This window comes from Micromonospora endophytica (genome assembly GCF_003236305.1).
Taxonomy (GTDB): Bacteria; Actinomycetota; Actinomycetes; order Mycobacteriales; family Micromonosporaceae; genus Micromonospora; species Micromonospora endophytica.
The window spans coordinates 1-14,558 of record NZ_POTX01000156.1 but is presented as its reverse complement, the minus strand read 5'-3'; the positions used below and the strand labels follow the sequence as shown (position 1 = coordinate 14,558).

Genomic DNA, 14,558 nt, shown 5'->3' with positions numbered 1-14,558 from the left:
GGGTAAGGAAACAGGGTCCGCCGGTGTTGCACGCGGGGAAGGGTACGAAAGGAGTTCCACCGTGTTCCTCCGCCGCATGAAGGCCGAGATGATCTCCCCTGACCGGGCGTTGCCCGGCCGCCCGATCGCGATGCCGGTCGCCGACCGGCACGAGGTGCTCGGGACCCCACTGAAGGGCCCGTTCCCCGAGGGCACCCAGGTCGCGGTCTTCGGGATGGGGTGTTTCTGGGGGGCCGAGCGGCTGTTCTGGACCCTGCCCGGCGTCTTCACCACCTCGGTCGGTTACGCGGGTGGCTACACCCCGAACCCGACCTACGAGGAGGTCTGCTCGGGCGAGACCGGGCACGCCGAGGTCGTCCAGGTGGTCTACGACCCCACCAGGATCAGCTACGAGGACCTGCTGAAGGTCTTCTGGGAGAACCACGACCCGACCCAGGGCATGCGCCAGGGCAACGACGTGGGCACCCAGTACCGCTCGACGATCTACGCCAGCACCGACGACCAGCTCGCCACCGCGCAGGCGTCCCGGGACGCGTTCGCGCCGATCGTGGCGCGGGCCGGCAAGGGCGAGATCACCACCGAGATCGGCCGGCTGGGCGACTACTTCCTGGCCGAGGACTATCACCAGCAGTATCTGGCACCCACGAAGAACCCTAACGGCTACTGCAACCACGGCCCGAACGGACTGAGCTGCCCGGTCGGGGTGGCCCGTACCGCCGGCTGAGGTTGTCGCGCGGGGTCGGCGGCACCGGTCGTCGACCCCGTACGGATGACTTCTGCGGCTCTTGTCACACAGGCGCGGCGCGCGGAAGCCTCGCAAGCCGGGCTTACCCGGGCGGAATTGGTGCCGCAGGACTTCCCATGTCGCGGCAATTGCTCGCGGGGCGCGGATTCTAGCAAGCTTGTTACACGACCGTCATGGTCTCAACAGGCGAATCGCAACATCCTCTGGCAGCATTTGCTGGCATGTGCGGACTGGCAGGGGAGTTCCGGCGGGACGGGTCACGTGCCAACGTCGCCGCGGTGGAGGCCATGGCCGCCACCATGAGCGACCGCGGGCCCGACGACAGCGGCGTCTGGTCTCAGGGGGCGATCGCGCTCGGCCACCGCCGGCTGAAAATCATCGACTTGTCGGCCGCCAGCGGCCAGCCCATCGTCGACTCGGCCGCCGGCCTGACCGGCGTCTTCAACGGCTGCATCTACAACTACCGCGAGCTGCGCGCCGAACTGGCGGCCAAGGGCCACCGCTTCTTCTCCTCCGGCGACAGCGAGGTCGTGATCAAGGCGTACGCCGAGTGGGGGCTCGACTTCGTCGACCACCTGGTCGGCATGTTCGCGGTGGCGATCAGCGAGCGGGACACCGGGCGGCTGGTGCTGGCCCGGGACCGGCTCGGCATCAAGCCGCTCTACCTCGCCGAGTCGCCAGGCGTGGTGCGGTTCGCCAGCACCCTGCCCGCCCTGCTGGCCGGCGGGGGCGTGGACACCACTATCGATCCGGTCGCGCTGGCCCACTACCTCAGCTTCCACAGCATCGTGCCGCCGCCGCGCACCATCCTGCGCGGCGTCAGCAAGCTCCCCCCGGCCACCGTCCGGGTGTACGAGGCCGACGGGCGCAGCCACGAGCGGGTCTACTGGAACCCGCCGTTCGTCCGCCACGCCGAGCACGCCGACTGGTCGGAGAAGGACTGGCAGGAGGCGCTGCTGGAGTCGCTGACCACCGCCGTACGCCGGCGGATGGTCGCGGACGTGCCGGTCGGTGTCCTGCTCTCCGGCGGCCTGGACTCCAGCCTGGTGGTCGCCCTGCTCGCCGGCGAGGGGCAACGCGGGCTCTCGACCTTCTCCATCGGTTTCGACGCGGTGGGCGGCCGGGAGGGCGACGAGTTCCGCTACTCCGACGTGGTGGCCAAGACCTTCGACACCGACCACCACCAGATCCGGGTTGCCGCCGGTGACCTGGTGCCGCCACTGGAAGCTGCCGTGGCGGCCATGAGCGAGCCCATGGTCAGCCACGACTGCGTGGCGTTCTACCTGCTCAGCCGGGAGGTGTCCCGGCACGTCAAGGTGGTGCAGTCGGGCCAGGGCGCCGACGAGATCCTGGGCGGCTACCACTGGTACCCGCCGCTGCAGGGGGTGGACCGCGAGCAGGCCGTCGAGACGTACGCCTGGGCCTTCTTCGACCGCGACGCCGCCGGTCTGGCCCAGGTGCTCAACCCCGACTGGCTCGCCGAGGGCGACCCGGCGCGGGAGTTCGTCGCCGCGCACCTGGCCCGTCCCGGCGCGCAGACCGCCGTCGACGCCGGACTGCGCATCGACACACAGATCATGCTCACCGACGACCCGGTCAAGCGGGTCGACAACATGACCATGGCGCACGGGCTGGAGGCCCGGGTGCCGTTCCTGGATCACGAGTTCGTGGAGCTGGCCGCCGCCTGCCCGCCCGAGCTGAAGCTCGCCCAGGGTGGCAAGGGCGTACTCAAGGAGATCGGCCGCCGGGTGCTGCCGCACGAGGTCATCGACCGGCCGAAGGGCTACTTCCCGGTGCCGGGCCTCACCCACCTGGAGGGCAAGCTCCTCGACCGGGTACGCGACGCGTTGCACGCGCCCGAGGCCCAACGCCGCGGCCTGTTCCGCACCGATTACGTCAACGCCCTGCTCGACGCACCCAACGCCGAACTGACCCCGTTGAACGGAAACAAGCTGTGGCAACTCGGACTCCTGGAAATGTGGCTCCAGAACCACGGAATCGACTGAGCGTGACCGGCACCCTGGCCACCGGTGTGGCCCGGACCGATCGCGGTCGTGGCGCGGGACGACGCTACGAACGGGTCGGGCCGGGCGGTGATCCGATCGCCGCCGGCGGCACCGACGCGGACACCGAAGGCTCGCCCGGCGACGAAGGTGTGGTGCTCGACTGCGGCTGGGGCCGGCTGGTCTTCGGGCAGACCTTCTCCGATCAGGCCGCCGTCGCCGACGTGCTGCGCTCCGAGGCGGCCGGCGCCCGGGACATCTGCATCTACCTGCGCGATCCGCACGTGCTGGTCTCCCGGCTGCCCGACGAGTTGTTCATCGACCCGTCGCTGACCTACCGGCTGCCGCTGGGCAGTGCCCGCCGGCAGGCCAGCGGGACCAGCGAGGAGGCCGGCACCGCCGACACTCCGCCCGCCGCCGACGGCCGGCCGGAACTGCCCGGGGTACGCATCCGGCGGCTGCGCGACGCCGCCGACGCGGACGCGGTCAACCGGATCTACGCCGCCAACGGCATGGTCACCGCGCCGGTCGACGTGCTTGTGGAGAACGCCGCCACCGACCGTTTCCTGCACCTGGTGGCGGAGGCGACCACCGGCGAGATCGTCGGCACCATCACCGGGGTCGACCACGTCGCGGTCTTCGACGACCCGGACAACGGCGCCAGTCTCTGGTGCCTGACCGTCGACTTCAACCAGGCCCCGCCCGGCACCGGCCAGGCGCTGATCACCGAGTTGGTGGCCCGCCTGGTCGCGCGCGGCCGGGCGTACGTCGACCTGTCGGTGCTGGCCGAGAACGCCGGGGCGATCCGGCTCTACGAGCGGCTCGGTTTCTACCGCACCGCCACGCTCTGCGTGAAGCGGAAGAACCCGATCAACGAGCGGCTGTTCCTGCCCGCCATGCCGGAGGGCTACGACCAGCTCAACCCGTACGCGAAGATCGTCGCCGACGAGGCGATGCGCCGGGGCATCCGGGTGGAGGTGACCGACCCGCAGTGGGGTGAGCTGCGACTGACCATCGGCGGCCGGACCATCCTCACCCGGGAGTCGCTTTCCGAGCTGACCTCCGCGGTGGCCATGAGCCGCTGCGACGACAAGCGGGTGACCCGGCGGATCCTCGCCGAGGCCGGCCTGTCGGTGCCGCGCGGACGCACCGCCACCAGGGACGCCGCCGACGCGGAGTTCCTGGCCGAGGTGGGCCAGGTCGTGGTAAAGCCGGCCCGTGGCGAGCAGGGCAACGGCATCACCGTGGGCGTACGCACGCCCGAGGCGCTGACCGCCGCCGTCGAGTTGGCCGCCCGGTTCTGCCCGGAGGTGCTGCTGGAGGAGCTGTGCACCGGCGAGGACCTGCGGGTGATCGTGATCGACCACGAGGTGGTGGCCGCTGCGGTGCGCCGGCCCGCCGCGATCACCGGTGACGGCGTGCACGACATCGCCGAGCTGATCGACCGGCAGAGCCGCCGCCGGGCCGCCGCCACCGGCGGCGAGTCCCGCATCCCAGTGGACGACATGACCCGGGAGGTGGTCGCCGAGGCCGGGTACGAGCTGCACGACGTGCTGCCCGAGGGACAGGTGCTGGCGGTCCGGCGTACCGCCAACCTGCACACCGGCGGCACCATCCACGACGTCACAGGCGAGCTGCACCCGGTGATCGCCGAGGCGTGCGTGGCCGCCAGCCGGGCACTGGACATTCCGGTCACCGGGCTCGACCTGCTGGTGCCGGCCCCGGACCAGCCCGAGCACGTCTTCATCGAGGCCAACGAGCGGCCCGGGTTGGCCAACCACGAGCCACAGCCCACCGCCGAACGCTTCGTGGATCTCCTCTTCCCCGGGACGCGGGCACCGCAACGGTTGTGGACCCCCGCGGGTGCGGCAACATCTGGGGCATGACCGTACGCAAGACCATCCCGCTCCCGATCGACCTGGACTATCTCCAGCAGGTCCTGCTCGAACTGCTGGAGATTCCCAGTCCGTCCGGGCGTACCGACCACGTGCAGCAGTACGTCGGCGAGCGACTTTCGGCGCTCGGCATTCCGTCGACGCTGACCCGCCGGGGGGCGCTGAGCGCCTGCCTGCCCGGCCCCCGGGAGACCGGGGCGGACCGGGCGATCGTGGTGCACACCGACACCATCGGCGGGATGGTCAAACGGTTGAAGGAGAACGGCCGGCTGGAACTGAACCAGATCGGCACGCACAGCGCCCGGTTCGCCGAGGGTGCCCACGTGCGGGTCTTCACCGACGACCTGGAGCGGGTGATCACCGGTCAGGTGCTGCCGCTCAAGGCCAGCGGCCACCGCTACAACGAAGCGGTCGATCTCCAGGGTGTCGGCTGGGAGCAGGTCGAGGTGCGCATCGACGAACCGGTGGAGGACATCGCCGGCCTGCGGGCGCTCGGCATCGACGCGGGCGACTTCGTGGCCTTCCTGCCCAACCCCACGATCACCCCCAGCGGGTACGTCAAGTCCCGCCACCTGGACGACAAGGCCGGGGTGGCCGCGGTGCTCACCGCGCTGAAGGCCCTCGTCGACGCGCGGGTGACGCCGGCGGTCACCGCGCACCTGCTGATCACCGTGACCGAGGAGATCGGCCACGGCGCCTCCCACGGCCTCGACCCGGACGTGGCCGAGATCGTCTCGGTGGACGCGGCGGTGGTCGCCCCCGGGCAGCAGTCCCGCGAGGACGCCGCCACCCTGGCGATGGGCGACGGGGTGGGGCCCTTCGACTACCACCTCACCCGCAATCTGGCCGCGATCGCCCGCGAACACGACGTCGACCTGGTCCGGGACGTCTTCGACTACTACCGCTCGGACGTGGCGGCGGCGGTGGAGGCGGGCGCGCACGCCCGGGTTGCCCTGCTCGGCTTCGGCGTCGACGCCACCCACGGCCACGAACGGACCCACCTGGAAGGGCTGCGCCACCTGACCCAGCTGCTCTGCCTCTATCTCCAGAGCGATCTGGTGTTTCCGGAATGGGACGCCGAGCCCGAGGGCGACCTGGCGGACTTCCCGTCGCTGTCGGTGCAGCCGGCCAGCGAGGAGGGGCCCCGCGAGGGCCCGATCGGCATCGCCCCCAACCCCTGAGCCGCAGGCCCCGGGCAGATGTGATCGAAATCCGTTGCCGGTCGGCGCGCGGCTGGATAGCGTGGCGGTACACGGGAAAGGAGGTGGTCCAGACTTGTATAGCAATCGGACTCGTGAGGTGGCTGTCCGCTAGCCGCTGTCCTCGACAGTGATCCGTCCTTCGGGCGGGCAGTAAGAGTCGTCGAGACCGTGTGGCAGCGGTGCGGCGAATCCACGACCAGCCACCCGACCCCCGGGGTGCCGACCCAGTCCAGTCGGCCCGCGTCAGCGCGGAAGCCCCGGGGGTCGCTTTCATATCCGCCGGAGGGTGCCGTGTCGATGCGCGAGTTGGTGGTGCTCGGTACGGCCAGCCAGGCCCCCACCCGGGTACGCAACCACAACGGGTACGTGCTGCGGTGGGACGACGAGGTGATCCTCTTCGACCCGGGTGAGGGCAGCCAGCGGCAACTGCTGCACACCGGCGTCACCGCCACCGACCTGACCCGGATCTGCGTCACCCACTTCCACGGCGATCACTGCCTCGGACTGCCCGGCACCATCCAGCGGCTCTCCCTGGACCGGGTGTCGCATCCGGTGGCGGTGCACTTCCCGGCCGAGGGGGCCGACTACTTCGCCCGGCTGCGGCACGCCAGCTCCTTCTACGAGACCGCAGAGCTGGCCGTGACACCGATCGAGGCGGACGGGCAGCGGATCGCGCTGCGCTGCGGCACCCTGGAGGCCCGCCGGCTGCGCCACCCCATCGACACGTACGGCTATCGGCTGGTGGAACCGGACGGGCACCGCATGCTGCCGGAGAAGCTGGCCGCGTACGGCATCGGTGGGCCGGCGATCGGCGAGTTGCAGCGCGTCGGCCACCTCGACCTGGACGGACGCCGCGTCACCCGGGCCGAGGTGAGCGTGCCCCGGCCCGGCCAGCGGTTCGCCTTCGTGATGGACACCGGCCTCTGCGACGCGGTGTACGCGCTGGCCGAGGAGGCCGACCTGCTGGTGATCGAGTCGACCTTCCTGGAGTCGGAGGCCGCGCTCGCCGCCGAGGTCGGCCACCTCACCGCCGGTCAGGCCGCCCGGGTGGCGGCCGAGTCGGGGGTACGCCGCCTGGTGCTCACCCACTTCTCCCAGCGGTACGCCGACCCGCGTCGCTTCGCCGACGAGGCCCGCGCCCACTTCGACGGCGACCTGGTGATCGCCGAGGATCTGGTGACAGTTGCGGTGCCACCCCGGCGGGTACCCTCGGCCCAGTGATCGTCACCCTGCGGCCCGCCACCGCTGATGACCTGATGTTGGTGGGGCGGCTGCACCAGCGGTCGCGGATCGCCGCGTACTCCTCGTTCCTGCCGGCGGCGGCACTGGCCCACCCGACGCCCGACGCGATGGGCGAGTACTGGGTGGCCCGGTGGACATACGAGCGGGCCGACCATCGGATGACCGTCGCCGAGCGGGACGGCACACTCGTCGGCTTCAGCTACCTCGGCCCCGACGACGAGGGCGCCCCCGACACCGGGCTGCTCAACGCCATCCACCTGGAGCCGACCGAACGCGGTCGGGGCACCGGCCGGGAGTTGATGGTCGACGCCCTGGCCGCCATGCGGGAGCGCGGCTGGCGCCACGCCGCGCTCTGGGTGCTGCGCGACAACGCCCGTGCCCGCCGCTTCTACGAAGGCGGCGGCTGGCAGCCCACCGGCCTGGAGCGCGACGAGATGATCGGCGACGCGCACACCCCGCAGCTGCGCTACGGCCGCCGCCTCTGACCGGCCGGCTGTCACCCTCAGCTTCCGTCCTGGTCCGAGTCGACCCCGAAGTTGATCACACCGAGGTAGCCGTCACCGTCCTCGGTCACCTTCAGCAACATGCTGTCGGCGTAGATCGAGTCGTTGTCGTTGAACGTGTCCCGGCCGGTGTGCGCCGCGTACGGCTGTTCGGCGTAGACCTTAGAGTTCAGCGTCTCGTCGAACATCACCTGAGTGGTGAGCACCCGGGAGTTGTCGATGTGCACCATCGCGTGGATGTGCACCGTACGACCCCGGTACCAGCCGGGCCAGATGGTGGTGAACTCGACGATGCCGTCGGCATTCGTGACCTGCGCCCCACGCAGGTAACGCTGGTCGTCGGTCGGGGTCAGATCGCCCATGTCCCCGCCTCCGGTATCTCCTCCGGTGTCGCCTCCGGTGTCGCCTCCGCCGGGAGCGCCGGAGCCGCCGGGGGCATTGCCGGGCGGTGTGCCGCCGGGACCGCCGCTGGGCGGTGTGCCGCCAGGGCCGCCGCTGGCGCCGTTCGCGCCTGACGACTGCGCTTCGGCACCGGAATAGAGCCCGGCCGCGTCGCAGTGCCAGATCTCCACCACCGCGTTCGCCAGCGGCCCGCACTGCTCGCTGTCCTGCACCCGGATGGCGAGCCGGAGCAGCGCACCCTCGCGATCCTCCCGGATGTCGCTACGGATCTTGTCGGCGTCGAAATAGTACGGCCCCTGGGTGGTGCTCGCCGTCAGGGTGCAGGTGTTCGCCCCGTCGAACAACGAGGTCAAGTCACTGGCGGTGGTCGCCTGCGGGGCGACCGTCTCACCCGTCGAGGTGGTCACGGTGCCACCGTCGCGCCCGCAGGCGGCCAGCAGCCCGACCAGCCCCACCGAACCGATCCCGGCGATCAGCCGTCGCCGGCTGACCCGCTGCCCCTCATGGTCGTCGTACCCCATCGCCGCTCTCCCATCATCGTGTCTGGCAGCGACGATATGGACGGCAGGTAGGCAGAGCCTTTGCCGCTGTTGTGCCTCCGCTGTGCGTTCGACCTCGCTGCGGGGCAGCCATGTGGGGCTAGGTGTTGAGCGCGCGGGGCCGGACGTTGAGCACGCGGGCTGGATGTTGCGCGGGCGAGGTTGGGTGTTGCGCGGGCGGGGTGTTGCGCGCGCGAGGTTGGGTGTTGCGCGGGCTGGGTGTTGCGCGCGCGAGGTTGGGTGTTGCGCGGGCTGAATGTTAAGAAGGGGCCCCTGCTATGCATGAGGCGTTAGCAGGGGACCCCTCCTTACATCCTCAGCGGGCGCCGAGGTGGGCGAGCAGGTCTTGACGGGTGAGTACGCCCCGGGGCTTGCCGTCGATCAGCACCAGAGCGGCGTCCGACTTCTCCAGCAGGCTCACCGCCTCGCTCACCGGCTGGCCGCCACCGATCATCGGCAGCGGCGACCCCATGTGCCGCTCGATCGTGTCGTGCAGCTGCGCCTGGCCGGTGAAGAGCGCGTCGAGCAGGTCCCTTTCCGCGATCGAGCCGGCCACCTCGCCGGTGACCACGGGCGGCTCGGCCTTGAGCACCGGCAACTGGGAGACGCCGTACTCGCGCATGTAGTCGACCGCGTCCCGGACCGTCTCGGTCGGGTGTACGTGCACCAGCTCGGGCAGCCCACCTGGCTTGCCGGCGAGCGCCTCCGCCACGGTCGGTTCGGAGCCGGAGTTGTCGAGGAAGCCGTACCGGGCCATCCAGGTGTCGTTGAAGATCTTGGACAGGTAGCCCCGACCGCCATCCGGCAGCAGCACCACGATCACGTCGTCCGGGCCGGCGGCGCGGGCCACCTCGAGCGCGGCCACGGCGGCCATGCCGCAGGAGCCGCCGACCAGCAGCCCCTCCTCGCGGGCCAGCCGGCGGGTCATCTCGAAGGACTGCTTGTCGGAGACCTCGATGATCTGGTCGGCCACGTCACGGTCGTACGTCTCCGGCCAGAAGTCCTCGCCGACCCCTTCGACGAGGTACGGCCGGCCGGTGCCGCCGGAGTAGACCGAGCCCTCCGGGTCGGCACCGATGATCTTCACCGTACCGCCGGACACCTCCTTCAGGTACATGCCGATACCGGAGATGGTGCCGCCGGTGCCCACCCCGGTGACGAAGTGGGTGATCCGACCCTCGGTCTGCTTCCACAGCTCCGGGCCGGTCGTCTCGTAGTGCGAGCGCGGGTTCGCCGGGTTGGCGTACTGGTTGGGCTTCCAGGCGCCGGGGATCTCCCGCGCCAGCCGGTCGGAGACGTTGTAGTACGAGCGGGGGTCCTCCGGCGCGACGGCGGTCGGGCAGACCACCACCTCGGCACCGTACGCCCGCAGCACGTCCTGCTTGTCCTGGCTGACCTTGTCGGGGCAGACGAAGACGCAGCGGTAGCCACGCAGCTGCGCCACCAGAGCCAGCCCGACGCCGGTGTTGCCGCTGGTCGGCTCGACGATGGTGCCGCCAGGCCGGAGGATGCCTGCTGCCTCGGCGTCCTCCACCATGCGCAGCGCGATTCGGTCCTTCACCGAGCCACCGGGGTTGAGGTACTCCACCTTCGCCAGCACGGTCGCCTGGATGCCCTCGGCGACGTTGCGTAGCCGTACCAGCGGGGTGTTACCGATCATCTCGACGACGTTGTCGTAGTACTGCACCTCGTTGTGCCCTTCTGCTCCGGCGCCGGCGCCGCAGGCCGGGCGGGTTGCTCACGTGAATCCCGCGCCCAGGGTACGTCGGATCAGGGCACCGCGTGCCCGGGGATGACCGAGCTGCGACGGGCCTCCCATTCCAGGAATCGTTCGGTCTCGGCCAGCACCGAGCCGGCCAGCCAGGTGACCATCACCGCGTCGTCGATCAGCCCGAACACGGTGAGAAACATTTCCGGCACCGCGTCGATCGGGGAGACGATGTACGCGGTCGCCGCCGTCATCATGGCCAACCGCAGGCCGCCGTCGTACTGGCCGCGGGCGGTCGCCGCGATCATCCTGGGCAGCGCCCCGATCCGCGCGCCGAGCGACGGGCCGCCCCGGGCCCCGGCCGTCAGCGCCCGGCCCAGGGCTACGAAAGCCGCACCCCGCTTCAACGTCTTAGCCATCGTCGTGCTCCTCTCCACGTGCAGCGTGACGACCCGGCGCAACACTCATTATTCAAGTACCCAACTGAGTCGTTTTCCAGGCACCGCAGGGGCCGCCGTGACGACAGCGGACCGTCGGACCGGCGCGCTAGTGTCGCGGTGTGGGGGTTGCCGAATCTGTCGTACCGGATCGCCCGCGTCGACCGCGCGCGTGGCGGGTTGCCCGCCTGGCCGCGATCAGCACGGGCGCCACGGTGGCCGCCGCCGCGGCCACCACCGGTCTGCTGTTCGGTCAGGCCCGCCAGGCCCGGCGCACCATCCCGATGGCCGAGGCGCCACCGCCGCGCTGCGACGGTGTCTACGGCGCGAAGTTTCCCGGCCCGGCCCTCACCATGGTCATTCTCGGCGACTCCACGGCCGCCGGTTACGGGGTGCACCGGCGGCGGGAGACGCCCGGCGCGCTGCTGGCCACCGGCCTGTCCCGCCGGCTCCAGCGGCCGGTGCGGTTGCATCGTTTCGCGGTGGTCGGCGCCATCTCGGCCGCGCTCCGGTTCCAGGTCGAGGCCGCCCTGGACTGCCATCCCGACGTCGCGGTCATCCTGATCGGCGGCAACGACGTGACCAACCGGACACCGCCCGCCCTGGCCGTGCGTCACCTCGTCGAAGGGGTCCGCGCGCTGCGCGCCGCCGGCGCGGAGGTGGTCGTCGGCACCTGCCCCGACCTCGGCGCGATCCGCCCCATCCAGCCGCCGCTGCGCTGGCTGGCCCGCCGGTGGAGCCGGCAACTCGCCGCCGCCCAGACAGTCGCCGTGGTCTCGGCCGGCGGCTGGACGGTCTCCCTCGGCGACCTGCTCGGGCCGCGTTTCGACGCCGAGCCGGGTCGGATGTTCGCCTGGGACCGGTTCCATCCCTCCGCCGATGGGTACGCCGCAGCCGCCGCCGCGCTGCTGCCCACGGTGCTTTCCGCATTGGGTGCCGTCGGCGAGCGGAGGACTTCGCTCATCCGCACCGGAGGCGTACGGTCATTGCCGAAGGCGGCTCAGGAGGCGGCCCGGCATCCCGGGACGGAGGTCAGCGGCACCCGGGTCCGGGGCAGCGAAAGCGGTCCGGCGGGCCGCTGGGCACGACTGCGCCGCCGGGGGTTCTTCGGAGCCGCTGCGGTGCCGCAGCCGGCTCCCACCACCGACTCACCCGCAGTGGAGGGACGCACATGATCGAGCGGATCAAGCGCCCGTACGGCGTCAGCACCCCTGGTGTGACGAGATGAGCGGCCTGCCGTCCAGTGCCCGCGCCGCGGCCGTCTCGCTGCTCGCCGGCGCGCTCGGCGGAGCCGCCGTGCTCGCCGGCCAGGCCGTCGCGGCCCGCAACCGCCGCTACGCCCAGCCCGAGCTGGGTCTGGCGCTGCGGGCGACGGTCGGCCGCGCCGGTGCCCCACCGGTACGTTTGGTGCTGCTGGGCGACTCCTCCGCCCTCGGGGTCGGGGTCGATCGTCTCGGCGACACCATCGGCGGACAGCTTGCCGAACTGCTCGCCGAGGGGTCGGCCGGGCGGCTGGTGCACCTGTCCAGCGTCGGTGTCTCCGGTTCGCGCTCCACCGACCTGGCCACCCAGGTGGCCCGGGCGCTGCTCGGCGAACGGCCGGACGTGGCGGTCGTCCTGATCGGCGCGAACGACGCCACCAGCCTGCGTCGTCCCGCCGAGGCCGCCGCCTACCTCGGCGCAGCGGTGCACCGGCTGCGTCAGGCCGGGGTGGAGGTGGTGGTCGGCACCTGTCCGGATCTCGGCGCGGTACGCGCCATCGCGCCGCCGCTGCGCCACGTCGTCGGATGGGTCGGCCGCCGGGTCGGTCGGGCCCAGACGAGCGCGGTGCTCGACGCCGGTGGCACCGTTGTCGACCTGGCCGCCGAGACCGGGCCGGTCTTCCGCGCCGACGCCGGCACGTTCTGCCACGACGGCTATCACCCCTCTGCCGACGGCTACCGGGTCTGGGCGCACGCGCTGCTGCCCGCCGTGGCCGCCGCTGCGGCGGTCGCCCAGCGCCGCTGACCGGCACGGGTCGGGCCCTGGCCCGGCGTCGAGCCGTGGGCTGGTGTGCGGGTGGACAGCCGGGCCATGGCCCGGTCGGCGGCTGGACGGTCGGGCCGTGGACTGGCCGGCGGGTGGGGCAGCCGGGCCGTGGGCTGGCTGGCGGGCTGCTTCCGGCAGATGTTACTGGCGAGTTAACCTTGCGGCATGCCGATTGAGTCGCCTCGCGATGCCGTGATCGTCGCCACCGCCCGCTCCCCCATCGGTCGGGCCCACAAGGGGTCTCTGCGTGACCTCCGCCCGGACGACCTCGCCGCCACCATCGTGCAGGCCGCCCTGGACAAGGTGCCCGGACTCGATCCCCGGGAGATCGACGACCTCTACCTCGGCTGCGGCCTGCCCGGCGGCGAGCAGGGCTTCAACATGGCCCGCGTGGTCGCCGTACTGATGGGCCTCGACGGCCTGCCGGGTGCCACCCTGACCCGTTACTGCGCGTCGTCGTTGCAGACCACGCGAATGGCGATGCACGCCATCCGGGCCGGTGAGGGTGACGTGTTCGTCTCCGGTGGGGTGGAAATGGTCTCCCGCTACGCCCGGGGCAGCTCCGACGCCCTGCCGCCGGAGGCGCAGGCCCTGATCGGCCGCTGGGAGAACCCCCGCTTCGCCGAGGCGCAGCAGCGGTCCGTGGCCCGCGCCGAGGCCGGTGCCCCGGTCTGGACCGACCCGCGTGACACACAGGCCCTTCCCGACATCTATCTGGCCATGGGGCAGACCGCGGAAAACCTGGCCCAGGTGTACGACGTCTCCCGCGCCGACATGGACGCCTTCGGCGTACGCAGCCAGAACCTCGCCGAGCAGGCGATCGCGGAGGGCTTCTGGGCCCGCGAGATCACCCCGGTGACCACGCCGGACGGCACGGTGGTCAGCACGGACGACGGCCCACGCGCCGGGGTGACGCTGGAGGCGGTTTCCGCGCTCAAGCCGGTCTTCCGCCCGGACGGTCGGATCACCGCCGGCAACTGCTGCCCGCTCAATGACGGGGCCGCCGCGGTGGTCGTGATGAGCGCCCAGCGGGCTGAGGAGTTGGGGATCACTCCCCTGGCCCGGATCGTCTCCACCGGCGTCACCGCGCTGTCCCCGGAGATCATGGGGCTCGGCCCGGTGGCGGCGAGCCGGCAGGCACTCGAACGCGCCGGCATGACCATCGACGACGTCGACCTGATCGAGATCAACGAGGCGTTCGCCGCGCAGGTGATTCCGTCGTACCGCCAACTCGGCATTCCCGAGGAGAAACTGAACGTGATGGGCGGCGCGATCGCCGTCGGCCACCCGTTCGGCATGACCGGTGCCCGGATCACCGGCACCTTGCTCAACGCCCTGCAATGGCACGACAAGACCATCGGTCTGGAGACCATGTGCGTCGGCGGTGGTCAAGGCATGGCGATGATCCTGGAACGCCTCAGCTGAATCCGGACCGTCCTCGGACCGGCTGAGGGCAGCGGTCCTGGGCGCCCTCGACTGCGGTCCTGGCGCTCTCAGCTACGGCCCTGGCGTCCTCGACTGCGGTCCTGACGCTCTTGGCTGCGGGCGGCTGGTTGCGGCGGGCTACAACGCGGCCCGGGTCGCGGCCACCTGGGCCGCGGCTCGGGTCAGTGCCTCGGCGGGCGGATCGGCGGCGAGCAGGTCGGCCGCCATCACCCGGAGCTGGTCGGGCAGGGCCAGGGCATTGTCGAGCCTGGGTACGTCGCGCCGTGGCTGTCCCTCCGCGTCGGCGGCGAGGTCGGCCATCTCCTGCACCAGCCGGTGCACCAGGTCCGCCCGGGACAGGTTGCCGGTCGAGGCCACAGCCAACCATCGCGCCTGCTGCCAGTGCCCCACCTGCCGCACCAGCAACTC

General features: G+C 71.5%; 13 protein-coding genes. 9 read left to right on the top strand and 4 right to left on the bottom strand.

Going from position 1 to position 14,558, the window contains the following annotated elements; all coding sequences use genetic code 11:
- Positions 1-61: 61 nt before the first annotated feature.
- The 6 genes from msrA to C1I93_RS20610 all read left to right on the top strand — a co-directional run bounded on the left by msrA (position 62) and on the right by C1I93_RS20610 (position 7,572).
- On the top strand, positions 62-724 hold the full coding sequence (msrA, locus tag C1I93_RS20635) for a peptide-methionine (S)-S-oxide reductase MsrA (RefSeq protein ID WP_111244947.1): 663 nt from the start codon (positions 62-64) through the stop codon (positions 722-724).
- Between the two features lie 242 nt (positions 725-966).
- Complete coding sequence (locus tag C1I93_RS20630) at positions 967-2,751, top strand: N-acetylglutaminylglutamine amidotransferase (protein ID WP_111244946.1); 1,785 nt, start codon at positions 967-969, stop codon at positions 2,749-2,751.
- 2 nt (positions 2,752-2,753) lie between these two features.
- Complete coding sequence (ngg, locus tag C1I93_RS20625) at positions 2,754-4,634, top strand: N-acetylglutaminylglutamine synthetase (protein ID WP_111244945.1); 1,881 nt, start codon at positions 2,754-2,756, stop codon at positions 4,632-4,634.
- Positions 4,631-5,824 carry an osmoprotectant NAGGN system M42 family peptidase gene (locus C1I93_RS20620; RefSeq protein ID WP_111244949.1) on the top strand — a complete coding sequence of 398 codons (1,194 nt, stop codon included), beginning with the start codon at positions 4,631-4,633 and terminating at the stop codon, positions 5,822-5,824. Before ngg ends, C1I93_RS20620 begins: the two co-directional genes overlap by 4 nt.
- A gap of 312 nt (positions 5,825-6,136) precedes the next feature.
- Positions 6,137-7,066, top strand: coding sequence for a ribonuclease Z (locus C1I93_RS20615; RefSeq protein WP_111244944.1), 930 nt, complete (start codon positions 6,137-6,139; stop codon positions 7,064-7,066).
- Complete coding sequence (locus C1I93_RS20610; protein ID WP_111244943.1) at positions 7,063-7,572, top strand: GNAT family N-acetyltransferase; 510 nt, start codon at positions 7,063-7,065, stop codon at positions 7,570-7,572. Before C1I93_RS20615 ends, C1I93_RS20610 begins: the two co-directional genes overlap by 4 nt.
- Before the next feature lie 17 nt (positions 7,573-7,589).
- On the opposite strand, the gene C1I93_RS20605 is transcribed toward C1I93_RS20610, so the two are convergent.
- The 3 genes from C1I93_RS20605 to C1I93_RS20595 form a co-directional block, all read right to left on the bottom strand.
- The gene (locus C1I93_RS20605) at positions 7,590-8,513 is read right to left on the bottom strand and encodes a peptidase associated/transthyretin-like domain-containing protein (protein ID WP_111244942.1); all 924 of its coding nucleotides are present in this window, start codon (positions 8,511-8,513) and stop codon (positions 7,590-7,592) included.
- A 334-nt stretch (positions 8,514-8,847) separates the two neighbouring features.
- Entirely contained in the window at positions 8,848-10,218 is a 1,371-nt protein-coding gene (locus C1I93_RS20600; RefSeq protein WP_111244941.1) for a cystathionine beta-synthase, read from the bottom strand.
- Positions 10,219-10,301: 83 nt separating this feature from the next.
- The gene (locus tag C1I93_RS20595; protein ID WP_111244948.1) at positions 10,302-10,658 is read right to left on the bottom strand and encodes a YkvA family protein; all 357 of its coding nucleotides are present in this window, start codon (positions 10,656-10,658) and stop codon (positions 10,302-10,304) included.
- Positions 10,659-10,798: 140 nt separating this feature from the next.
- Between C1I93_RS20595 and C1I93_RS20590 the strand changes: the two genes are divergently transcribed.
- The 3 genes from C1I93_RS20590 to C1I93_RS20580 all read left to right on the top strand — a co-directional run bounded on the left by C1I93_RS20590 (position 10,799) and on the right by C1I93_RS20580 (position 14,129).
- Positions 10,799-11,851 carry an SGNH/GDSL hydrolase family protein gene (locus C1I93_RS20590; RefSeq protein WP_111244940.1) on the top strand — a complete coding sequence of 351 codons (1,053 nt, stop codon included), beginning with the start codon at positions 10,799-10,801 and terminating at the stop codon, positions 11,849-11,851.
- 49 nt (positions 11,852-11,900) lie between these two features.
- Entirely contained in the window at positions 11,901-12,683 is a 783-nt protein-coding gene (locus C1I93_RS20585; protein ID WP_111244939.1) for an SGNH/GDSL hydrolase family protein, read from the top strand.
- 186 nt (positions 12,684-12,869) lie between these two features.
- On the top strand, positions 12,870-14,129 hold the full coding sequence (locus C1I93_RS20580; protein WP_111244938.1) for an acetyl-CoA C-acetyltransferase: 1,260 nt from the start codon (positions 12,870-12,872) through the stop codon (positions 14,127-14,129).
- A gap of 138 nt (positions 14,130-14,267) precedes the next feature.
- On the opposite strand, the gene C1I93_RS20575 is transcribed toward C1I93_RS20580, so the two are convergent.
- A partial coding sequence (locus C1I93_RS20575) for a hypothetical protein (RefSeq protein WP_111244937.1) occupies positions 14,268-14,558 on the bottom strand: 291 nt, incomplete at its 5' end.